General features: G+C 57.5%; 19 protein-coding genes and 1 riboswitch. Of the genes, 7 read left to right on the plus strand and 12 right to left on the minus strand.

Translation table 11 applies throughout. The features are described 5' to 3' along the window. Window positions 1-176: 176 nt before the first annotated feature. Window positions 177-1139 (plus strand): VirK/YbjX family protein, encoded by a 963-nt coding sequence (locus tag K5Y32_RS20945; protein WP_222185670.1) that lies wholly within the window; start codon window positions 177-179, stop codon window positions 1137-1139. 7 nt (window positions 1140-1146) lie between these two features. Here the strand turns inward: K5Y32_RS20945 and K5Y32_RS20950 are convergent, their stop codons facing one another. The 12 genes from K5Y32_RS20950 to K5Y32_RS21005 all read right to left on the minus strand — a co-directional run bounded on the left by K5Y32_RS20950 (window position 1147) and on the right by K5Y32_RS21005 (window position 14571). Continuing rightward, entirely contained in the window at window positions 1147-1509 is a 363-nt protein-coding gene (locus K5Y32_RS20950; RefSeq protein WP_007893377.1) for a YibL family ribosome-associated protein, read from the minus strand. A gap of 176 nt (window positions 1510-1685) precedes the next feature. Continuing rightward, the gene (locus K5Y32_RS20955) at window positions 1686-2222 is read right to left on the minus strand and encodes an MltR family transcriptional regulator (protein WP_222185671.1); all 537 of its coding nucleotides are present in this window, start codon (window positions 2220-2222) and stop codon (window positions 1686-1688) included. Window positions 2223-2291: 69 nt separating this feature from the next. Next, entirely contained in the window at window positions 2292-3440 is a 1149-nt protein-coding gene (gene mtlD / locus K5Y32_RS20960; protein ID WP_222185672.1) for a mannitol-1-phosphate 5-dehydrogenase, read from the minus strand. Between the two features lie 94 nt (window positions 3441-3534). Further along, a complete protein-coding gene (locus K5Y32_RS20965; protein WP_101763823.1) occupies window positions 3535-5469 on the minus strand; it encodes a PTS mannitol transporter subunit IICBA in 1935 nt (644 codons plus the stop codon). Window positions 5470-5926: 457 nt separating this feature from the next. Beyond that, window positions 5927-6640, minus strand: a complete 714-nt coding sequence (locus K5Y32_RS20970; RefSeq protein WP_222185673.1) for a DUF3053 domain-containing protein — start codon at window positions 6638-6640, stop codon at window positions 5927-5929. A 173-nt stretch (window positions 6641-6813) separates the two neighbouring features. After that, window positions 6814-8412, minus strand: a complete 1599-nt coding sequence (locus K5Y32_RS20975) for a gamma-glutamyltransferase family protein (RefSeq protein WP_222185674.1) — start codon at window positions 8410-8412, stop codon at window positions 6814-6816. 9 nt (window positions 8413-8421) lie between these two features. After that, window positions 8422-9303 (minus strand): ABC transporter permease, encoded by an 882-nt coding sequence (locus K5Y32_RS20980; RefSeq protein WP_101763820.1) that lies wholly within the window; start codon window positions 9301-9303, stop codon window positions 8422-8424. Between the two features lie 2 nt (window positions 9304-9305). Then, window positions 9306-10247, minus strand: a complete 942-nt coding sequence (locus K5Y32_RS20985) for an ABC transporter permease (protein WP_222185675.1) — start codon at window positions 10245-10247, stop codon at window positions 9306-9308. A 17-nt stretch (window positions 10248-10264) separates the two neighbouring features. Further along, entirely contained in the window at window positions 10265-11782 is a 1518-nt protein-coding gene (locus K5Y32_RS20990) for an ABC transporter substrate-binding protein (protein ID WP_192236854.1), read from the minus strand. Window positions 11783-11798: 16 nt separating this feature from the next. Continuing rightward, on the minus strand, window positions 11799-12860 hold the full coding sequence (locus tag K5Y32_RS20995; RefSeq protein ID WP_222185676.1) for an ABC transporter ATP-binding protein: 1062 nt from the start codon (window positions 12858-12860) through the stop codon (window positions 11799-11801). After that, window positions 12857-13852: an ABC transporter ATP-binding protein gene (locus K5Y32_RS21000; RefSeq protein WP_137384875.1), complete on the minus strand. Its 996-nt coding sequence runs from the start codon at window positions 13850-13852 to the stop codon at window positions 12857-12859. Before K5Y32_RS21000 ends, K5Y32_RS20995 begins: the two co-directional genes overlap by 4 nt. Beyond that, window positions 13849-14571, minus strand: a complete 723-nt coding sequence (locus tag K5Y32_RS21005; protein WP_222185677.1) for a FadR/GntR family transcriptional regulator — start codon at window positions 14569-14571, stop codon at window positions 13849-13851. Before K5Y32_RS21005 ends, K5Y32_RS21000 begins: the two co-directional genes overlap by 4 nt. A 407-nt stretch (window positions 14572-14978) precedes the next feature. After that, window positions 14979-15073: riboswitch (guanidine-I (ykkC/yxkD leader) on the plus strand. A gap of 62 nt (window positions 15074-15135) precedes the next feature. On the opposite strand from K5Y32_RS21005, the gene K5Y32_RS21010 reads away from it, so the two are divergent. The 6 genes from K5Y32_RS21010 (at window position 15136) to uca (ending at window position 22811) form a co-directional block, all read left to right on the plus strand. After that, window positions 15136-16194: a putative urea ABC transporter substrate-binding protein gene (locus K5Y32_RS21010; protein WP_061719325.1), complete on the plus strand. Its 1059-nt coding sequence runs from the start codon at window positions 15136-15138 to the stop codon at window positions 16192-16194. 14 nt (window positions 16195-16208) lie between these two features. After that, window positions 16209-17021, plus strand: a complete 813-nt coding sequence (locus tag K5Y32_RS21015) for an ABC transporter permease (protein ID WP_222185678.1) — start codon at window positions 16209-16211, stop codon at window positions 17019-17021. Between the two features lie 10 nt (window positions 17022-17031). Beyond that, a complete protein-coding gene (locus K5Y32_RS21020) occupies window positions 17032-17778 on the plus strand; it encodes an ABC transporter ATP-binding protein (protein ID WP_222185679.1) in 747 nt (248 codons plus the stop codon). Window positions 17779-17789: 11 nt separating this feature from the next. Then, window positions 17790-18497 carry an urea amidolyase associated protein UAAP1 gene (locus tag K5Y32_RS21025; RefSeq protein ID WP_222185680.1) on the plus strand — a complete coding sequence of 236 codons (708 nt, stop codon included), beginning with the start codon at window positions 17790-17792 and terminating at the stop codon, window positions 18495-18497. Continuing rightward, the gene (locus K5Y32_RS21030; protein ID WP_222185681.1) at window positions 18497-19132 is read left to right on the plus strand and encodes an urea amidolyase associated protein UAAP2; all 636 of its coding nucleotides are present in this window, start codon (window positions 18497-18499) and stop codon (window positions 19130-19132) included. The genes K5Y32_RS21025 and K5Y32_RS21030 overlap by 1 nt, the downstream gene beginning before the upstream one ends. Window positions 19133-19211: 79 nt before the next feature. Beyond that, window positions 19212-22811, plus strand: a complete 3600-nt coding sequence (gene uca, locus K5Y32_RS21035) for an urea carboxylase (RefSeq protein ID WP_222185682.1) — start codon at window positions 19212-19214, stop codon at window positions 22809-22811. The last annotated feature ends 240 nt before the right edge of the window (window positions 22812-23051 follow it).

Here is a 23051-nt window from a genome sequence, read left to right on the forward strand (position 1 = left end):
GCCGCAACGCACTAAACCGGTGATCTCTTCACCGGTTTTTTTTCGCCTTTATAAACCCTTGCTAAACGACCTGAATATTCCCGCACACGACTATTCCGCTGCGAAAGCTATTAACCTGCCGTTGATAATTTGGGGCATATAGTGGCGATAATTTGTCTCGTCAAGCCTAAATAATCATGTCTACTATCACAACTTCTGTGACGAATAATGATTCGTCAGCACCGCTATTTTTGCCGTTAATAAGCGGAAAGTTCAGGCCAAATAAATTATGGAATAGCGGAAGATTTCGCGCGAAATTTGCCTTAAGATCGCTGGTCTTTCCTGTAACTACCTTTAATTACCTGCACCAGTTGGCGCAATTATCTGCGTTACCACAGCTGTTGACCATGCAGGGTTTGCTGCCGGCGAAGCCACATCGTCCTTATCTGCGTGCGGGATTCAGCGTGGCGCAGCGCGCACAGGCGATCATCGATCACTATACGTTGATGGATCAGTTAGATAATGCGGCGCTGCGTCAGCTGTTGCAGAGTCCGGGTGATAATTTACTGGCCAGCCTGAGCGGCAAAAATGATGAGACGTATGTGATTCACTGCTGTCCGGGCCGCTTTGACCGTGAAGGTGAAGTTACTTTGGAATTGCGCTATGAAACGCAGTTAATTGCGTCGCTCTCTTTCTCAATTATTCGCGAACAGCAGAAGCGCACGTTATTAATTGGTGGATTGCAGGGGCCGCGTAAGCATATTTCTAACGATGTGATTCGCGATGCCACCAAAGCGGCGCACGGCGTATTCCCAAAACGCCTGCTGATGGAAGTAGTATTTAATCTGGCGGAACAGTGTGGCGTTGAGGCGATCACCGCCGTTGGCGATACCACGCACGTGTTTCGCAGCCTGCGCTACCGTCACAGTAAAGGTGATAAGTTCTTTGCCAGCTACAGCGAGTTTTGGTTGTCGTTGGGTGGCGTGGCGCGTGGCGATGAGCTATTTGCGTTGCCGTTACGCGCGGAGCGTAAAGATTTGGAAGAGATTGCCAGCAAGAAGCGCGCCGAGTATCGCCGTCGCTATGCCTTGCTGGACAGTCTGAATGAACAAGTTCATCAGGCGGCGGGCATCCTACGCGACGTTTCACACGCCGCGTAAGTCAAGATTAGAACGGCTGCTTCGCGTAGCCGGTCATCACTTTCAGTCCCATCTCACGTCCGAGCGCGGTCATTGGGTGTACCACCACCAGGCCGCGCACGCTTTTCTTGAATGCGCCCATGTTGGCTTGTTCTTTTTTGGTGATTTCGCGGCTAAAGCCCAGCTTCTGCAGCTGTTGCGCTTCTTTGCTCAGCTTCTCGGTGCGCACACCGCGCAGGCGCTCAATTTCCAGCTCCAGCTTCTCTTTTTCACGCAGCAGTTCACCGAGCTTTTCGGCATCGCCAGAGGCTAACAGCGGGGCTTCTTTGCGGTTAAGCGCATCGAGCTGATCGCTCAGAAGTTTGATCTCGGCTTTTTCTTGTTCTTTCATTGGGGGAAAACTCGTTAAGGAAAACAGGCAAAGGATACATCAAATTCAGGTAACTTTGCAGCGCATGACTTCGCGCGATAAATCGCGCCGCGACAATGCGTGCTGATTTAAGACGTAGATGCCTCACGCGCATTTCTCCGCAGCGGCACGCTCCAGCGCGCTTGTTCATACAAAAACTACAGCGCAGGCTTTTTAAACACCTGCTTATGCGAAATCCGTGAAATCAGCTCGGTGAGCGACAGCACCATGGTTGAACGCACCATCTGCAGATAGCGCTGTTGCTGCATGGAGCGCAGTTGGTCGTCATCGCGGTTGAAGTCAGGCTGCGGTGGCCAGGCGGCCACGCAGTGCAGTTCGCCAAACGGGCCGAGGATCTCATCATCGGTAAAACGATAATCGCTGATGTCGTGATTCAGCTCCTCACGCAGCGCCAGCAGCAGTTCACAATCTTCGTACTCATGCCGGTTGATCACGCCCAGGCCGTAAATCAGCTTGAGGCGAACCGAGAGTTCGCCCAGCGGACCATCACCCAGCAGCAGCGGTTCTACCGCGTATTTAACCGCGTAATCGTCCTTGCGAAACACTTGCAGTACCAGCAGGTTAACTGCTTCGGTCAGCAGCTCAACGGCGGCGATCAGGAAGCTTCTCACCGAACGACCGGCGTTCAGGCGCTCAAGCACCCGGTTTTCAAAAGCCTGCTTCTCTTCCATCATTGCCTGCACCGTTCAGCTACCGCCAGCGGGCACGCAAGCGCGCCCGAGTTAACCACTAAAGGGCGCGCATTATGCCATAGCGTTGTAAGCGCTCACCACTGAGGTGACCACTTCGCTGTTGGCATCCAGGCCAGAAATTTCCGACAGCGTGGCTTGCGGGCCTTTTTCTGCCAGCAGCGCGACCAGTTCCTGCGCCTGCGGATCGGCTTCGCTACGATAGTGCATCGCGGCGGCAATGCCCTTAACCAGATTATCGTGCGGCAGCTGATACTCCAGCGTGCCCAGCGTTGGCTTGATCAGGCGATCGCCCGCGCTGAGTTTACGCAGTGGCTGACGACCGACGCGCTCAACGTCATCTTTCAGGTACGGATTTTCGAAGCGGGTGAGGATTTTCTGGATATAGGCAGCATGTTTATCGGCTTCAAAACCATAACGCTTGATCAGCACGGCGCCGCTCTCCTGCATCGCGCCTTGCACTACCGCACGCACGTTCTCATCGAGAATCGCGTCACGAATGGTAGCGTGACCAGCCAGCTGGCCGAGATACGCGGTGATGGCGTGACCGGTGTTAAGGGTGAACAGCTTGCGCTCAACGAATGCCATCAGGTTGTCGGTCAATTCCATGCCAGGAATGTTTGGCAATTCCCCTTTGAACTGGGTTTTATCAACAATCCACTCGCTGAAGGTTTCAACTGTCACTTCCAGCGGATCGGTGGTGCCCGCTTCGGACGGCGGCACGATGCGGTCTACCGCGGAATCCACGAAGCCAACATGCGTTTCAACCCATGTGTGATACTGCTCTGGCAGCGCTTTTAGCACGTGCTGTTTCAGCTGGCTGGTACCGCGCACCATGTTTTCACAGGCGATGATGTTGAGTGGACGCACATTACCGCTGTCGCTGCGTTTGGCCAGACCTTTCGCGACGCCACCGGCGATGCGCTCCAGAATCTGCGGACCAACCGCCGTGGTCACGATATCAACCTCAGCAATCAGCGTAACGATGTCATCGCTGGTGCTGTTAACGGCGCTCACGCCTGTTACGATTTCGACTTTTGCCTGTTCGCCAACCACATGAACCGGATACTCATGACGGGCGTTAAGGGCATCAAGTACCACCTGATTGACGTCAGCAAACACCAGCTCGATGCCGGCATCTGCCAGTAACTTACCGATAAAACCGCGACCGATGTTACCTGCTCCAAAATGTAACGCTTTCATAAATTTGACCCATATCAAATGACGAAAGGGCGGGCAAGTCCGCCCCGGAAATGTGGGACGGGCTTACCCGCCCCAGGGAAGGTAAAACGGGGTATTACGCTTTGACGGTGCTGCCCGAGAGCAGATCCAACACGTCCTGCACGCTGGTGGTATTGGCCAGCTTCTCAATCACGCTGTCATCATCCAGCGCGTTGGTCAGGCTGGTAATCACCTGAATGTGCTCGTTATTGCGAGCGGCGATACCAATCACCAAACGCGCCACGTCTTCTGGCTCATCACCAAACTGTACGCCCGCCGGATACTGACAGAACACCACGCCGGTTTTCAGCACGCGGTCTTTCGCTTCTACGGTTCCGTGAGGTACAGCAATGGATTCACCGAGGTAAGTTGGCGTCAGCTTTTCGCGTTCCAGCATCGCATCAACATATTCCGGCTGCACGTAGCCGCCTTTCACCAGCTGCTCACCCGCAAAGCGAATCGCCTGCTCTTTATGGGTGGCACTCAGACCGAGGAACACGTTGTCTGCACCCAGTTTGAACAGGTGCGCGTTGCCTTCGTCGTAGCTGTCAGCCAGCGTGGTCTGCACGGTTTCACGACGCGCTTCGCTGCGGTTAGCGGCCACCAGACGTTCGGTCAGGTTGCTGTACAGCGCGCTATCAAGGAAGTTGTTCAGCGAAATGTGCTGCGCCTGCGGTGCCTGACGCATCGCACGTTCGGTCAGATCGCGGTGGGTAATCACCAGATCGACGTCGCCCGGCAGCGAGTTAATCGCCGTGTTGGTGACGGAGATATTGCTCAGACCTGCGTCCTGCACTTTCTTACGCAGCACGCCCGCACCCATCGCACTTGAACCCATACCGGCGTCACAGGCTACGATGATTTTACGCACGTGGTTCAGGTCAACGCTCATCGCATCGCCAGCAACTGGCGAACCGGCAACAGCCTGACCTTTTGACTGCGCTTTCATATCCTGCATGCGCTGTGTCGCCGCTTCGATATCGTCATCTTCTTTCACTTTGCTGGTTTTCAGCAGGATAGCTGAGACCACAAAGGAGACGGCAAACGCAGCGATAATGGCAGCGATATTCGCGAAGTAAGCGCCTTTTGGCGTCATCGCCAGCACCGCCAGGATAGAACCTGGAGAAGCCGGAGAGACCAGGCCGCCGTTCAGCAGTGTCAGGGTGAATACGCCAGTCATACCGCCGAGAATAACCGCCAGCAACAGACGCGGCGCCATCAGCACGTATGGGAAGTAAATTTCGTGGATACCACCAAGGAAGTGGATGATCGCTGCACCGCCTGCAGATTGTTTGGCGCTACCGCGGCCAAATACCATGTAGGCAACCAGCACGCCCATACCCGGACCTGGGTTGGCTTCAATCAGGAAGAAGATTGATTTGCCCGCCTCGCTCGCCTGCTGGATACCCAGCGGCGAGAAGATACCGTGGTTAATGGCGTTATTAAGGAACAGGATTTTCGCCGGTTCAACAAAGATTGAGGTCAGCGGCAGCAGGTTGTTCTGCACCATCAGATTCACGCCCGCGGCGAGAATGTGAGACAGGCCTTCAACCAGTGGACCGATAGCGACAAACGCCAGCAGCGCCAGCAGCATACCGATGATACCGGCCGAGAAGTTGTTAACCAGCATTTCGAAGCCGCTTTTGATCTTGCCATCAACAACGCGGTCAAAGGATTTGATCGCCCAGCCGCCCAGCGGACCGGCAATCATGGAGCCGAGGAACATCGGCATATCGGCACCGACGATCACGCCCATGGTGGTGATCGCACCGACCACGCCACCGCGATCGCCGCCAACCAGACGTCCACCGGTGAAACCAATCAGCAGTGGCAGCAGGTAGGTGATCATTGGGCCGACGAGTTTCGCCAGCGTTTCGTTTGGAATCCATCCGGTTGGGATGAACAGCGCAGTGATGATACCCCATGCGATAAACGCACCGATGTTAGGCATCACCATATTACTCAGAAAGCGACCAAAGCTCTGAACCTTGACCTTTACTGATGAGGACATAAACCCACCCCTTATTGAGACGCGCTGCAATAAGAGAGCGCGTTTGTTTTTGTTTGAACGTTACGGCGGGGGCCGTGGCATTACTGTATGCACGCGGACTCTAGCACTAGTTTATTACGCTGCGTAGAGCTGCGCCTAAGTGTGATGCAGATCACGCTAAGCTGGGGTGATTGGGGGGCAATAAGGTGACATCGATCACAAAAAGGCGCTGTAAGAAAGCAACGGTGTCGAAAAATTAAGCCAAACAAGGCGATGAATGTGACTTAAGTCACCTTTTGAAGTGGGCGCTTTGTTGTGTAAGTGTGATCAATGTCACAAACTATTTGTGGTCGAAAATGCGCCAGATCACAATATGCTGCAGCAGATAAGTGAGCTGTAAGGAAGTGACGAAATTCTGGAAAGGGACAACAGACTTTCAGGGTCGCCATTGATGGCGACCACTAAAATAGTTCGGCTGTTACAACCCGCCTTGCACCGCATTTTGCGCTTGCGTCAGCGCTTGCGCGTTGCTGGAGAGATTGCTCATCAGCGTGTTGTATTGCGTTGCCTGATCCTGGGTTGGGAACTGTACGCCGCCATCGTTGAAGGTTACGCGCGCGCCTTGCGATTGCAGATAGTCGCCGGTTTGCACGGCTGCCTGGCTCAGCGCCTGCAGCTGTGGCAGCAGCGGAATCAGCGTGCTCGCTGGCTGCGTCACGACTTTGACGTAGGCCGCGTCATACACTTTCTTCAGATCATCCGGCTGCTTCAGGGTGGCTTTGCTGCTGTCCGCCTGCATTTTGGCGCTCTGAATCTGCTGGGTCAGCACGCTCAGATTGCCGCTGGCCTGGCGCAGGCTATCGCGACGCGTGAGGTAATCCTGTGGTACACGAATCGCTGCTAACTCATCAACCACCGGGCGCATGCCTTGCTCTATCGCCTGATTGGTCTGCTGCGAGAAGCCATAAAGTATGGCGTAGTCGCTGGCGTAATTGCCGAAGGTTTGCTTTTGGTTTTCACTCAGGCTTGGCAGATGTTCGCCGCTGCGCATCACCGTGTTCTGAAGGAAGTCACTGAACGCTTTACGCTGATCGCCCTCTTTGTCACCGCAGGCTGTGAGTTGCAGCACCACTAACGCGCTGACCATCAGCATGCCGGTACGCATCCAGATGCGAGAAATTCCTGACGCCATGATGAACTCCTGTTATGGCTAATTCGATTCGATGGGAATGGTCCTAAAGGATAGTGCAATGGCCTGACGGGTACAACGGGCGGCGTTTGCCTGGTGCGCATAAATGCGCACCCGATAAGGAAATGGCGGAATTCCAGGGTCACCCATTATGGTGACCGTTTTAACACGTTAAATCAAAACACCAGCGCCTGACCATCCTTACGGCTTTCAGTGGCGGCGATATAGAAGCCTTGCGGATCGCGCACAATCGCCTGCGCACCGCCGAAGTTATAGCCAAGCAAAGGATCTTCCAGCGTGATCTGGTGCCCCATCTCGCGCAGCTTCGCCAGCACGTTACGGTCGATGCCGGGTTCAACCACCACCGCACGTCCTTGCTCAACGCGCCAGCGCGGTGCATCAATCGCTGCCTGCGGGTTTTGCTTATGCTGCATGATGCGCAGCGCCATCTGCAAATGACCTTGCGCCTGCATCGGGCCGCCCATCACGCCAAACGACATCAGCGGCTGGCCGTCACCGTCGAGGGCAAACGCCGGAATGATGGTGTGGAACGGACGTTTGCCGCCGGCGACCACATTGGGATGCTGCGGATCGAGCGAGAAACCGCAGCCACGATTTTGCAGGCTAATGCCGGTGCCCGGCACCACTACGCCAGAACCGAAGCCCATGTAGTTTGACTGTATAAAGGAAACCATCATGCCGCTGGCATCGGCGGTAGAAAGATAAACCGTGCCGCTCTGCTGCGGGGAGCCAAAGGTAAAATCTCCGGCCCGTTCGGGATTAATCAACTGCGCGCGCTGTTTTAAATACTCATCACTGAGAAGCAATTCTGCCGGGAACTCGAGGTGATCGTAATCGCTGACATAGCGATCCAGATCGGCCAGCGCCAGCTTCATCGCTTCAATCGACAGATGCAGCCACGGCACCGAATCCGGTTCATAGCGACCAATATCCCACTGCTCAAGAATGCCCAACGCAATCAGGGTGGCAATGCCCTGACCGTTCGGCGGCAATTCCTGCACCGATCCGCCCGCAAACGGACGCGATAACAATTCTACCCAGTCGGCGCGATGATTTTTCAGATCATCAAGGCTCAGCGCCGCACCATGCTGCTCAGCAAACGCCACTATCTTTTCAGCCAGCTCGCCACGATAGAAGGCTTCACCGCGCGTTTCGGCGATTTTTTGCAGCGTTTCGGCTTGCGCCGGATTACGGAACAGCTCGCCGGCACACGGCGGTCGTCCATCGGGCGCAAAGCACTCGACGAAGCCGGGCTGATCTTTCAGCTTGTGGTAAGCGCGCTGCCACAGATGACCAATCAGCGGTGAAACCGGGAAACCATCGCGCGCGTATTCAATGGCCGGTTGCGCTAACGTGGTGAGTGGTAGCGTGCCAAAGCGTTCGGCCAGCTCCACCCACGCCGAAACCGCGCCCGGCACGGTGACCGCTTCCCAGCCAATTTCCGGCATGGCATCGCGTCCGGCAAAGCGTTCCGGGTTCCATGCGGTGGGCGAGCGGCCCGAGGCATTCAAACCGTGCAGCTGTTTGCCATCCCAGATAATCGCAAAGGCGTCACTGCCGAGTCCGTTGCCGCTAGGCTCCAGCACGGTCAATGCCATTGCACTGGCAATCGCCGCATCTACCGCATTGCCGCCCTGTTGCAACATACGCATCCCGGCTTGCGCCGCCAGCGGCTGCGAAGTGGCAACCGCGTTGCGTCCCATCATCGGTACGCGGTGTGAGGCATAGCTGACGTTAAAATCCAGTTCACTCATGATCGTTCCTTAGTGTGAGTCATCACGTGGGTCGAGCGCGTCGCGCAAACCGTCGCCCAGCAGGTTGAAGCCCTGCACGGTGAGAAAAATAGCCAGGCCGGGGAAAATCGACATCCACGGCGCCTGTTCGAGAAAGCCTTTGGCGGTATTCAGCATCGCGCCCCATGAAGGCGAGGGCGGTTGCTGGCCGAGGCCAAGGAATGAGAGGCTGGCTTCGGTAATGATCGCCGAAGCAATCGCCAGCGTGGCCTGCACCAGAATTGGCGATAGCACATTGGGCAGCACGTAACGCAGGATGATCCAGCGATCGGGCAGGCCAATCGCTCGCGCGCCGTCAATGTACTCTTCGTGGCGTATGGCGATCACCTGGCCGCGCGTCAAGCGCGCGAAAATCGGCATCGCAGATAAACCGATGGCAATCATAGCGTTTGATAAGCTCGGGCCGAGAAACGCTCCCAGCGCGATTGCCAGAATCAGAAACGGGCATGCCAGCAGCGCTTCGATAAAGCGCGAAATAATGCCGTCGCACCAGCCTTGCCAGTAACCGGCAATCAACCCAAGCGGCACACCAATCAGAATGGCGATCAGCACCGAAATGCAACCCGCCAGCAGCGAAGTACGCGCGCCCCACACCAGGCGAGACAAAATATCGCGCCCCAGCTCATCGGTGCCGAACCAATGCAGCACCGTTGGCGCTTTGCGCACCGCAAGGAAATTGGCTTTGATGGGATCAAACGGTGCCAGCCACGGTGCCAGCAGCGCCACGGCGACAAACAGCAGCACAATCACCGCACCAATCAGCGCACTTTTATTACGCAGGAACTTTTTCAGCACCCGACGATTCGGCTTTGCCACTGCAGGCAGTGCGCCAGCGGTTAAAACCTCGCTCATGGTCAGCCTCGCATTTTCGGGTTAATGATCAGATAGAGCACATCAGCCAGCAGATTGAGCAGCAAGAAGCCAATCGCCACCACCAGCACCACGCCTTGCACCACGGCGTAATCACGGTTGAATACCGCATCGACAATCATCTTGCCAAAGCCGGGCAGCGTGAAGACCTGCTCGGTCAGCACCGCGCCACCCAGCAACTCGCCAAACAGCAGCGTGGTGAGAGTAACAATCGGCATCAGCGCATTACGCAACGCATGCTTGAGCACCACTTTCTTTGCCAGCAGCCCTTTGGCGCGTGCGGTGCGAATGTAATCCGCTTTCAGCACGGCGATCATTGAAGCGCGAGTGTGGCGCATTAACGTGGCGGCCAGTCCGGTACCAAGCACCAGCGCCGGCAGCAGCAGCGTTTTCAGGTTCTGCGCCACATCTTCGCTAACCGGCACAAAACCCGATGCCGGCAGCCATTGCAGGTGCACGGAGAACAGTAGAATCAGCAGAATACCGAGCCAGAAGTGAGGCACTGAAATCCCGGAAAGCGCGACAAAGTTGGTGGTGTGATCGACCCAACTGTCTTTGCGCACCGCGGCGATGATGCCCATGCTGATGCCAATCACCAGCGCGATAATCATCGCCAGCAATGACAATTCCAGCGTGACCGGCAATTTGCTGGCGATCAGCGCCGTCACCGGCTCTTTGGTGCGCAGCGACATGCCCAAATCGCCGGTTAGCGCATTACCCATCCAGGCGAAATATTGCGCGGGAATCGGATCGTCCAGATGATATTCCGCCCGCAGCTGGGCGATAACCGCTGGATCGCGCTCTTCGCCCGCCATCGCCAGCACCGGATCGCCCGGCAGCAGCTTTTGCAGTGCGAACACCATAATGCTCACCAGCAGCAGCGTCGGAATGGCCAGCAATAGCCGTTTTACAATCAGTTCCAGCATCCTCGCTCCTTAGCGGTTTACTGCGCCAGACTTACGCCAGCCAAACGTACCAATCCGTCCGGCCAGGCTTTGAAGCCCTGAAGTTTTTTCGACATGCCAAAAATGCGTGGCTCAAAGTAGAGGTAAGCAATCGGCATATCGCTTTGCAGTTGGTTCACCACCTGGGTGTAGAGCGCCTGACGCTGTGCCTGGTCGTTGGTGAGACGCGCGGCATTCAGCCACTCATCGACCTGCGCATTGCTGTAGCGTCCGTCATTGAGCGTGCCTTTGCTGTTAATAAACGAATAGATGCTGCCGTCCGGATCCGGACGACCAGACCAACCCGACAGGCTAAGCTGATAATCCCCGCGCTGCTGGCGATCCAACAGGGTGGCGAACTCACTCATTTGCAGATTGAGGTTGAAACCGGCTTCACCGACCATCGCCTGAATCACCTGGCCCACCTGCTGCGCGGTCGGGTTATTGCTGACCAGCAGCGTCAGATTCAGCGGTGTGGTAACACCCGCAGCCTTCAGCAGTGCTTTGGCTTTCTCAACATCGCGCGGTGCGATCGGTGTTTTGACGTGATACGCGCTGACCGGTGAAAACGCCTGATTGGCTGGCGTATATAAGCCTTCAAACGCCACCTGATTCAGCGCATCACGGTCAATCGCCAGTGAGAACGCTTCACGCACCCGCGCATCTTTCAGCGGACTATTAGCATCGACTTTGCCGTTGTTGATATTGAAAGTGATGCCCTGATAACCAAGACCTGTGACTTTTGCCAGCGCCAGTTTGCTATCGGCTTCAACGGTTTTCACATCGCTGGCGGCCACGCCTTCGGTGAGATCCAAATCGCCCGCACGCAGGTTCGCGAGGCGCACTGAAGCATCCGGGATCGGCAGGAAAATCACCTTATCGAAGTGATAGGCGCCTTTATTCCAGTAATTGTCATAGCGCTTGAGCACGATGCGATCCTGCTGAACACGGCTGTCGAACTGATACGGGCCAGAGCAGACCGGATGAGCGGCGAAATCGGGCTTTTTCGCCGCTTCCGGTGCCAGCATGGCTCCGGCGCGGTCGGTCAGCTGGCTCAGCAGCGCCGCATCCGGGTTTTTCAGGTGGAACTTCACCTGCATCGGGCCGCTCACTTCCACGCTTTCAATCGAGGAGATTTCACTTTTACGCAGCGAACCCGGCAGCGTTTGCGCACGTTCGATATTGAATTTCACTGCTTGCGCATCAAATTTTTCGCCATCGTGGAAGGTCACGCCGCTGCGCAGATTCATGGTCAGCGTTTTGCCGTCCTCGCTCCACGCCCAATCGGTCGCGAGACCCGGTACCACTTTGAGGTTTTGGTCAACATCGACCAAACGATCGCACATGGCCGCAAACACAAAACGGCCGTAATAGGTGCGCGCCAGATGCGGATCGAGCATGTCGGGATCGGCGCCCAGGCCGATGCGAATCACGCTGTCAGCCTGGCTGTGGGCGCTAGCCCCGAGCAGTAACAGACCGCTGAGGGCGGTTAATAACGTATGACGAGCTTGCTTCACGGTGTATCTCCAGAGGTTAGGCTTGCTGATTCACCGCCTGCTCAAACAGGGCGCGGCGACGTAAAAAAGCGGCGGAAGGTGGCGCAAGGGTGATGACGCTGCGATCGCGATTAATCTCCTGCCAGCGGTGACAGGCAATTTGACGGCCGCCGCTCAGCACCTGATTAATCGGTTCAAACTGGCGACATTCCGCTGTGGCATAGGGACAACGGGTATGAAAACGGCAGCCGCTAGGTGGATCTGCAGGGTTGGGCAAATCACCCTGCAGCATGGGGATGGTGCGACTGACGCCCGGCTGCATTTGTGGCGCGGAGGCAATCAACGCTTGCGTATAAGGATGGAGCGGCGCATCAAAAATCTCATCGACGCTGGCCAGTTCGACAATCTGACCGAGATACATCACCGCCACGCGATCGCTCATATGGCGGATCACCGCCAAACCGTGCGCCACGATCACCATCGTCAGGCCAAACTGCTGTTTCAGGCTCTCAAGCAGATTCACCACCTGCGCCTGCACGGACACATCCAGCGCTGAAACCGGCTCATCGCCGAGCAGTAATTTCGGCTGTGAGGCCAGCGCGCGGGCAATACCAATGCGCTGGCGCTGACCGCCTGAAAACTCGTGCGGGTAACGTTCGGCCCAGGCCGCAGGCAGGCCAACGGTGCGCAGCAGTTCGGCGACGCGCGCGTGGCGCTGATCGCGGCTCATCTTTTCATGCAGCCACAAAGGTTCGCCCACAATCTGCTGCACCGTCATGCGCGGATTGAGCGAGGCAAACGGATCCTGAAAGATAATCTGCAATTCGCGACGCAGCTGATTGAGCCGCGCGCCGCTGGCATCGGTGATGCTTTCACCCTGATAGAACACGTCGCCGGCGCTGGCGGATAATAAACGCAGCAGCAAACGTCCCAGCGTCGATTTACCGGAACCGGATTCGCCGACAATCGCCAGCGTTTCGCCCGGCATCACCTGTAGCGCAACGCGATCAACCGCCGTCACGCCGCGATTGCGTGAAAACAGCCGGTTGCCGGTGGAGAAGGTTTTGCTTAAATCGCGGCACTCTAAAATCGGCTTCATGCACTTTCTCCCAGCGTGACGTGTTGCTCTAACGGAGCGCGGAAACAGGCCACCTGATGATCGTTCGCCAGTGCACGCAACGCCGGACGATGCTGGTGGCAGCGTATTTCGGCGAAGGGGCAACGCGTGGCAAAGCGGCAGCCAGCCGGCATATTTTCCGGCAACGGTACCTGGCCGGGAATGGTGGCTAACGCACCTTCGCGTGCGCTCAGGCTGGGAATTGAGCCCATCAGGCCAATGGTGTACGGATGTTGCGGATCGTTGAAAATACGCTCCACGCTGCCGCTCTCCACCACCTGACCGGCATACATCACCGCCACGCGCTGCGCCACTTCCGCTACCACGCCGAGGTCATGCGTGATCATCAATACTGCGGTGCCCGTTTCCTGTTTTAGGGTGTTCAACAGCGCCAGAATTTGCGCCTGAATGGTGACGTCGAGCGCGGTAGTGGGTTCATCGGCAATCAACAGTTTTGGCTGGTTGATCAGCGCCATGGCAATCATCACGCGCTGGCGCATGCCGCCGGAGAGCTGATGCGGATAGGCTTTCAGCCGCTGTTCCGCTGCTGGAATTTGCACTTTTTGCAGAATCGCCAGCGCCGCGTCCATTGCCTGGCGCTTACTCACTTTGCGATGGCGCATTACCGCTTCGCTCAGCTGATCGCCAAGCGTGAAGGCTGGATTAAGCGAGGTCATCGGTTCCTGAAAAATCATCGCCAACTGGTTGCCACGCAGGCTGGCGTATTCACTGCTGCTGAGTTGGCGCAGATCGCGGCCATCAAACAGCATGTCGCCCTGCAAGATTTGCGCACTGTCAGGCTGCAAACCCATCAACGTGAGTGAGGTGATGCTTTTGCCGCAGCCCGATTCACCGACCAGCGCCAGCGTTTCTCCCGCCTGTAGCTCCAGAGAAATATCATCCAGTACCGTGACCGGCGAGCCGCGAAACTGCACGCGCAGATTGCGTAGCGATAAAACGGGATGTGCGGTCATGGCGCTTCCTCCTGGCGGGAATAGAGCGTTTCCATCAGCGCCTGTTGCAGCGCAAGCAGATGCTCACGCATCGCCGCTGCCGCTTCATGGGGCTGGCGCTGGGCGATGTGCATCACCAGCCGCTGATGATGGGTGTCATAGTTATCCAGGCGTGCCGGGGTACGCGCCTGCACCCGCAAATGCTGCCAGCCGGGATCGCGGCGAACCGCATCGACGGCATCAAACAGCCCGAGCATCAGGCGATTGCCCGCCGCTTCGGCGATGGCGCGATGGAAGGCGCTGTCCCACAGTTCATGCTGATCGCCATCTTCAGGCGGCGTGATGGCGTGCATGCGCTCCAGCAGGCGTTTCATTAAGGCGATTTGTTCTTTGGTGGCGCGCAGGGCGGCAAGACTTGCCAGCCCCGGCTCCAGCTGCAAACGCGCTTCCATCACTTCAAGCAGATTCGATTGTTGCGGCAGATCCTGTAGCACCAGCGGCTGCACTGGCGCGGAGGGCCCAATAAAGGTGCCTTTGCCCTGTTTACGCCAGATGCGGCCCTCTTCTTCCAGCACATCTAATGCCCGGCGAATTTCACGACGACCGATGCCAAACCGCTCGGCTAACTCACGTTCTGTGGGCAGCGCGCGATCGGGCGTGTGCTCCTGCTGCTGAATCAGCTGGCGCAGTTGCTCAAGTGCGGTGCTGGAGTTGCGGCTGGTTTCTGGCGTGTCATTCATGATTGGTTCGCCTGTTTATGCATCAGAAAAAGATCGGTAATCGCCGCGTATCCAGCACTTTTGCTGATGAAAGGCGAATTCGGCAGCTTTCTTAGCGTAGGCAAGAAGTGAACCAATATTTAATTGGTTCGGATTGGCGTGTCATCAATGTGTAATAACCCCATGATCGCAAAGTAAAAGTTTTTTCAGTGCCGGTTGAGAATTGCGAGAAGCGTCAACGTCCTCACCGGCATGCTGCTTCACGGTGGTGCGCGCGCGCTGCTTATCTGTGCAATGCCAGCAGTGCGGCGACGCGCGGTGAGTTAATAACCGATGGTTTTCAGCGGGATATAACCTTGGCATCTATTTTGTATGTTTTTACGCAGATGCAGGAGCGATAGCGGGCAACCGAGGTCGCCAGACAATTTGCAATGGGTCACTAGGGTTCCGGTCGAAAGATGCTGGTCCGAGAGTGACCGACCGTCCTCTGACGGTTACACGGCGGGAAAAAAGCCCGGGAGGAAAGCGAGAACGTTGCTCGCCGCCTCCTGCTTTTTTTCGTTCGTTAACGCCAGAGGAACCATCATGATCAAAGCCTGCCTTCGCCTGCTGTTGCTTTGCACCATCACGCTGTTCAGCGTCAACACGCTGGCCGCCGACAAACCCTCCTTTAAGATTTGCTGGTCGATCTACGCGGGCTGGATGCCGTGGGATTACGCGCAGCAGAGCGGCATCGTCAAAAAATGGGCCGACAAATACGGCATCGATATCCAGTTTGTGCAGGTTAACGACTACATCGAGTCGGTGAATCAATACACCGCCGGGGGTTTTGCTGGTTGCACCATGACCAACATGGATGCGCTGACCATTCCGGCCACCGGCGGCGTGGATAGCACGGCGCTGATCGTCGGCGATTACTCCAACGGTAACGACGGCATTCTGCTGAAAGGTGCGGGCAACCTCTCAGCGCTGAAAGGCAAGCCGATCAACCTGGTCGAACTCTCGGTTTCGCATTACCTGCTGGCGCGGGCGCTGGAGAAATCCGGCATGAGCGAGAAAGACGTCAAAGTGGTGAACACCGCCGATGCCGATTTGGTGGCGGCGTTCGGCACCGCCGACGTCAACGCTATCGTTACGTGGAATCCGCTGCTCGCCGAAGCGGAGAAGCAGCCGAACAGCCATCTGATTTTCTCTTCCGCGCAAATTCCGGGCGAAATCCTCGATCTGCTGGTGGTCAACAGCGCCACGTTGCAGAAGTATCCGCAGCTCGGCAAAGCGCTGACCGGCGCATGGTATGAAACGTTGAAAACCATGTCCGGCCCAACCGACAGCGCTAAAGCGGCACGTACACAAATGGCGCAGGCTTCCGGCACCGATCTGGCGGGCTTTGACCAGCAGCTGGCCGCCACGCATCTGTTTAGCGATGCCAAAACCACCCTCGATTTCGTCCAAAGCCCACAGCTCAAAGCCACCATGCAGATGGTCGCCGAGTTCTCGTTCAAGCACGGTTTGCTGGGCGAGGGCGCGCCGAGCGCCGATGTGGTTGGCGTGGCAACGCCTGCGGGCAATTGGGGCGATGCGGGTAACCTCAAACTGCGCTTCACCGATGAGTACACCAAAATGGCCGCCGCCGGGCAGCTGTAAGCGAGGCGATGCCGATGCGTAAGTTGATCAACTACCAACCGCTGCCGCTGGGGCGCTTGCTGCTGGGCATTCTGCCGCTGCTGGCGCTGCTACTGGTGTATCTGTTCGCGTCGGATGCGCGTCTCAGTCTGAATGCGGCAGACAAGCTGTTGCCGGGCTTTAACGCCATGGGCGACGCCTTCAGCCGCATGGCGTTTCAGCCCAGCCCGCGCACCGGCGAATATCTGTTGTGGAGCGATACCGCCGCCAGTTTGCTGCGTTTGCTGTGTGGTGTGGCGATCAGCGCGCTATTGGCGCTGGCGCTGGGTCTGTTCACCGGCGCGCTGCCGGTGGTGCGTGCGGTGCTGGCGCCGCTGGTGACGCTGTTTGCGTTGGTGCCGCCGCTGGCGATTCTGCCGATTCTGTTTATCTGTTTTGGTCTCGGCGAAGTATCGAAAGTGGTGCTGATTGTCATCGGCATTACGCCGCTGATTGCCCGCGATTTGCAGCTGCAGGTGCAGAAGATCCCGCGCGAGCAGCTGGTAAAAGCGCAGACGCTCGGCGCGCACAGCGCGCAGATTTTATGGCGCGTGATCCTGCCGCAGCTGATGCCGCGGCTGTTGGATGCGGTACGGCTGTCGCTGGCGTCGGCGTGGCTGTTTCTGATTGCCGCCGAAGCCATCGCCGCCACAGAAGGCCTGGGTTATCGCATCTTCCTGATGCGGCGTTATCTGGCAATGGATGTGATTCTGCCCTACGTGGCGTGGATCGCGCTGCTGGCCTTCCTGCTCGACCTGTTGCTGCGGCTGATTAGCCGTCGCTGCTGGCCGTGGTATCACGCGAAATAAGGGGCGAGCGATGCCGTTACTGCAACTGAAAAACCTTGAGAAACATTACGGCCAGCAAGTGGTGCTGGAGCGCCTCAATATCGAGGTTGAAGAGGGCGAGTTTGTGGCGATTGTCGGTGCGTCCGGCTGCGGCAAAACCACCTTCCTGAATATGCTGCTCGGCACTGAAGCGCCCAGCAAAGGCCAGCTGTTACTGGATGGCGAACCTATCCCCGACGAACCGGATGCGCATCGCGGCGTGGTGTTTCAGCGTTATTCCGTGTTTCCGCATCTGACGGTGCTGGGCAACGTGATGCTGGGCGACGAGTTCAGCAGTGCGCGTTGGCTGGGCCGCGTGTGGGGAAAGAAACGCCAGGCGATTCGCCAGCGCGCGCAGGCCATGCTGGCGCAGGTTGGGCTTGAACAGGCACAGAATAAATATCCGCATCAGCTGTCGGGCGGCATGCAGCAGCGTCTGGCGCTGGCGCAGGCGCTGATGAAGCAGCCGCGCATTTTGCTGCTCGATGAACCCTTCGGCGCACTCGATCCCGGCATCCGTAGCGAGATGCACCAGCTGATCACCCGTTTGTGGCAGCAGCATAACCTGACCATTTTCATGATCACCCACGATTTGAAAGAGGGATTTAGCCTTGCATCGCGTCTGCTGGTGTTCGACAAGCTGCGCCACGATCCGCACGCGCCTGAAGCCTGGGGCGCGACCATCACTTACGATCTGCCGCTGGATCGCGCACAGCCATCCGAACCGCAGGTCGCCTAAAGGAGAAAACCATGAAGCCTTACCAAACCTTGTTGCCGAGCGGCGCACACTTGTCGCTGGTGATGCGCAGCGGCAGCGCGCTGACCCTCACCGATGTCGAAGGTGGCGCCAACGTCGGCCTGCTGTTTTACAACCCGGAAAACCTGCTGGAGCGCTATAACGCGCCCGACACCCTGAAGTGCCAGCACACTTTCCGCCTCACCGCCGGTCATTGTCTCTATTCAGATATGGGACGTATTTTCTGCGGCATCGAACACGACAGCTTCGGCTGGCACGAAAGCGTGTGCGGCACGCTGAATGCCGCACAAACCGCCGCGCGTTTTGGTGCCAGCACCTATCAGCAGGCGCGCAATTTGCGCCATCAAAATGGCTACGACAGTTTTCTTGTCGAGCTGGCCAAATATGGGCTCGGCCAGCGCGATATGGCGTCCTGCCTCAACCTGTTTGCGCAGGTGCGCGCCGACGACAGTGGCACTTTGCAGCTGGAACGTCAGGGCGCGGCGGGTGCCAGCGTGCGTTTACGTTTCGCGATGGACACGCTGGTGCTGCTGCACACTTGCCCGCATCCGCTCAGCGCATCGCAGGATTATCCGCGCCAGCCGGTGCAGATCGAACTGGATGCGCAACACGCGCCGCTGCCGGCGATGTGTCTCGAGCGCGACGAGAATCAGCGCGGTCTGCGCAATAACGCGCTGTATCAACTGCAAGGAGAAATGTGATGATCATTGAAAGTCAGCGCAATCCAGCCGAAGCGCGCTTCCAGCAACAAATTGATGCCGGTGATTACTGGCTGCAGCGCATCGAGGCGGGCCAAACGCTACGCATCACCGATCTTGAAGGCAATCAAGCCGCAGATACGCTGTTTTTCAATGCTGATGACACCGCCGAACGCTACAGCATGAGCGACACGCTGCGCGGGCAGAACAATGTGTTTCTGACGGCCGGCAGCGTGCTGCGCTCGAACTTTGATCGCCCAATGCTGACCATCACTGCCGATACCTGCGGCCGTCACGACACGCTCGGCGGCGCTTGTTCGTGCGAAAGCAACACGGTGCGCTATGACCTGGAGAAGCGCCATATGCATTCGTGCCGCGATAGCTGGATGCTGGCGGTGGCGGAACAGCCGGAGTTTGGCCTGACGCGCCGCGACATCACCCACAACATCAACTTTTTCATGAACGTGCCGGTGACGCAGGATGGCGGATTGACCTTTGCCGACGGCATTTCTGCGCCGGGCAAATATGTCGAGATGCTGGCGCACATCAGCGTGCTGGTGCTGATCTCCAACTGCCCGCAGCTCAATAATCCCTGCAACGGTTACAACCCAACGCCGATTTTAGTCAGCGTGTGGTGATTCTCTGACGCAACGGGACGACCCGTTTTCTGCCGTCAATGCTACGCAGGACGACCTGCCGCAACGAGAGTATTCAGTCATGATTGATCGCGTATTAATTGCCAACCGTGGCGCGATTGCCGTGCGCATTATTCGAACCCTGCAAGCCATGAATATCCGGGCGATTGCCGTATACGCCGAAGCCGACCGTCATGCGCGCCATGTGCGTCTGGCGGATGAAGCCTGGTCGCTCGGTGAAGGTCAGGTGCGAGACACTTATCTCAATCAGGATAAATTACTGGCGATAGCCGCGCAGAGTGGCGCGCAGGCGCTGCATCCCGGTTACGGTTTTCTCAGTGAAAATCCGGAGTTTGTCACGCGCTGCGAAGCGGCGGGCGTGCATTTTCTTGGGCCGAGCGCCGAGCAGATGGCGGCCTTTGGCCTGAAACACAGCGCGCGTGCGCTGGCTGAACAGAATAACGTGCCGCTGCTGCCGGGCAGCGGCTTACTGGCTTCGCTGGCCGAGGCGCAGCAGATGGCGGCGCAGATTGGCTATCCGGTCATGTTGAAAAGCACCGCGGGCGGCGGCGGCATTGGCATGCAGCGCTGCGACGATGCCGAACAGCTCGACGCGGCATTTACCCGCGTGAAGCGCCTGGCGGGCAACAACTTCGCCGACGATGGCGTGTTTTTAGAGAAGTTTATTGCGCGTGCGCGCCATATCGAAGTGCAGATTTTTGGCGACGGCGCAGGTGAAGTCATCGCGCTCGGCGAGCGTGATTGCTCGGCCCAGCGCCGCAATCAAAAGGTGCTGGAAGAGACGCCCGCACCGGGCTTGAGCGCTGCGGTGCGCGCGCAGTTGCAGGCCACCGCCGTAAGGCTGGCGCGGGCGGTGAACTATCGCAGCGCGGGCACGGTGGAATATGTTTATGACGATGCCAGCCAGCAGTTCTGGTTCCTCGAAGTGAACACGCGCTTGCAGGTGGAACATGGCGTCACCGAAATGGTGTATGGCGTTGATTTGGTGCGCTGGATGGTAGAACTGGCGCAGGAAAAATTGCCGCCGCTGGCCGATTTGCAGCCGGTGGTGCAAGGTCACGCCATTCAGGTACGGCTTTACGCCGAAGATCCGGCTAAGCAGTTCCAGCCCAGCGCGGGATTGCTCAGCCATGTGCAGTTCCCGACTACGATTGAGGGCGCTACGCTGCGCATCGACAGCAGCGTGGAGAGCGGCATGGAGGTTTCGCCATTTTACGATCCGATGCTGGCGAAACTTATCGTGCATGCCGCTGACCGTACCAGCGCGCTAGGCAGCATGGCGCAGGCGCTGTCCGCCACCGAACTGTACGGCATCGAAACCAATTTGCTATGGCTGCGCCAGCTGTGCACGCTGCCGGACGTGCAGCAGGGACGCATCATCACCGCCACGCTCGGCACCCTGCAGTGGCAGCCGCCAACGCTGGATATTCTCAGCGGCGGCACCTTAACCACAGTGCAAGATGCGCCGGGCCGCATCGGTTATTGGCATGTTGGCGTGCCGCCTTCCGGTCCGTTCGACAGCCGCGCGTTCCAGCTGGGTAATCGCCTGTTAGACAATGATGCGCAGGCCGCCGGGCTGGAGATCACCTTGCGTGGCCCGACGCTGCGCTTCAACCAGGCCTGCAGTTTTGTCCTGACCGGCGCGCCGATTGCCGCGCAGCTTGATCAACAAACGATACCGATGCATCAGCGGCTGACGGCGCAGGCCGGGCAAACGCTGACGCTCGGCGAAGTTCGAGACGGCAGCCGCAGCTATCTGCTGCTGGCCGGTGGCCTCGATACGCCGCGCTATCTGGGTAGCCGCAGCACTTTCACCCTCGGCAAATTTGGTGGTCATGCCGGACGCGCGCTGCGCGCTGGTGATGTGCTGCATCTCGCCGCGCCGCAGGTGCTGACAGCGGCCAGCTTGCCGGATAATTTGCTGCCGTCACTGAACGGCAGCTGGCAGCTGCGGGTGATTTACGGTCCGCATGGCGCGCCAACCTTCTTCACCGATGAAGACATCGCCGAATTTTTCGCCGCTGAGTGGCAAGTGCACTACAACTCCAGCCGCACCGGCATTCGCCTAATCGGCCCCAAACCGACCTGGGCACGCAACGATGGCGGCGAAGCGGGCATGCATCCCTCGAACATCCACGACAATGCGTACGCCTTCGGCACGGTGGATTTTACCGGCGATATGCCGGTGATCCTCGGCCCGGATGGCCCATCGCTGGGAGGTTTTGTTTGTCCGGCAACGGTGATCGAAGCCGATCTGTGGAAGCTGGGGCAGCTGAAAGCTGGCGATCGCGTCCAGTTCCAGCCGATCGAACTTGCCACCGCCGATCAACTGGCGCAAGCGCAGCGTGACGAGATCATCAAACTGCAATCTCAACCGATTACAGTGAACGCGGCGCTGCCCTTAATTGATCCGGTTCTGCACCATCATGCGGCAACGGAGCAACGTCCTTCGCTCTGTATTCGGACGGCAGGCGACCGTTTTCTGCTGGTGGAATATGGCGATTTGCAACTGGATATCGCGTTGCGTTTTCGCGTGCATGCGCTGATGCAATGGCTGGAAGCGCACCCGCTGCCGGGGCAACTGGAATTGACGCCTGGCATCCGCTCGCTACAAATTCATTATGACGCACAAATGTGTGCCAGAAGTGAGCGAGTGGCGCAAATATTGCACGCTGATTTAGCATTGGGAAGCCTGGCCGATGCGGCCGTGCCTGCGCGCACCGTCTGGCTGCCACTTAGCTGGGATGATGCGGCCTGTCGTGAAGCGATTGTGCGCTACGACCACTCCGTCAGACCGAATGCGCCGTGGTGCCCAAGCAATATTGAATTTATTTGCCGCATCAATGGGCTGGATAGCATTGAGTCGGTAAAAGAGATCGTATTTAGCGCCTCTTATTTGGTCATGGGATTGGGCGATGTCTATCTCGGTGCGCCGGTGGCTACGCCACTCGATCCGCGCCATCGCCTGGTGACCACCAAATACAATCCGGCGCGCACCTGGACGGCGGAAAATTCGGTCGGTATCGGCGGCGCTTATATGTGCGTGTACGGCATGGAAGGGCCGGGCGGCTATCAGTTTGTTGGACGCACTATGCAGATGTGGAACCGCGATCGACCCACAGCTGCGTTTACCCAGCCCTGGTTACTGCGCTTCTTCGATCAAATTCGCTTTTATCCGGTAGATGCCGACGAGTTGCTGCAGATTCGTGAGCGTTTTCCGTGGGGCGATTATCCGCTACGCGTGGAACAGGGTGAATTCCGCCTCGCCGAGTATCAGGCGATGCTGACGCAGCACGCGCAGGAGATTGATGCCTTCCAGCAGCAGCGCCAGCAGGCGTTTGATGAGGAGTTGTTGCGCTGGCGAGCGGAAGGGCAGTTTACCTTCGATAGCCAGCTGCAAGCGCAGAGCAGCGAAGAGAGTGTGGTGCCAGCCGGTTGTCATCCCGTTGAAAGCCAGGTGGCGGGCAGCGTGTGGCAATGGCTGGTAGAGGAAGGCAGTGAAATCAGTGCGGGGGCCACGGTCGGCATTCTCGAATCAATGAAGATGGAAATCCCGATCGTCGCGCCCGTCAGTGGAAAAATCCATAGTCTGACGCGGCAGTCTGGGCAGCAAGTGCAGGCAGGTCAATTGCTTATGCTGATCGACCCAAAAGTGGCATAAGAAAGAATAAAAAATAATCAGGAATCTGGCAGCAAAGTCGGGGATATGTCCCATACTTAGAAACCCGAACTATTGTTGCATTGCCCTGACATCTTTTGCAGTGCTCAACAGGCTGTGTCCCGCATCGGTTTGATAATAACTATGCTAAACCGCTTCGGGATACAGCCTGATCGTCCGGTTTCAGCGCCTGGTGGCGCTTACCTCTCTACTTTCACGTGCTTCATAGTGAGTTTTTAAGGA

This window comes from Pantoea sp. DY-15, assembly GCF_019795935.1.
GTDB lineage: Bacteria > Pseudomonadota > Gammaproteobacteria > Enterobacterales > Enterobacteriaceae > Pantoea > Pantoea leporis.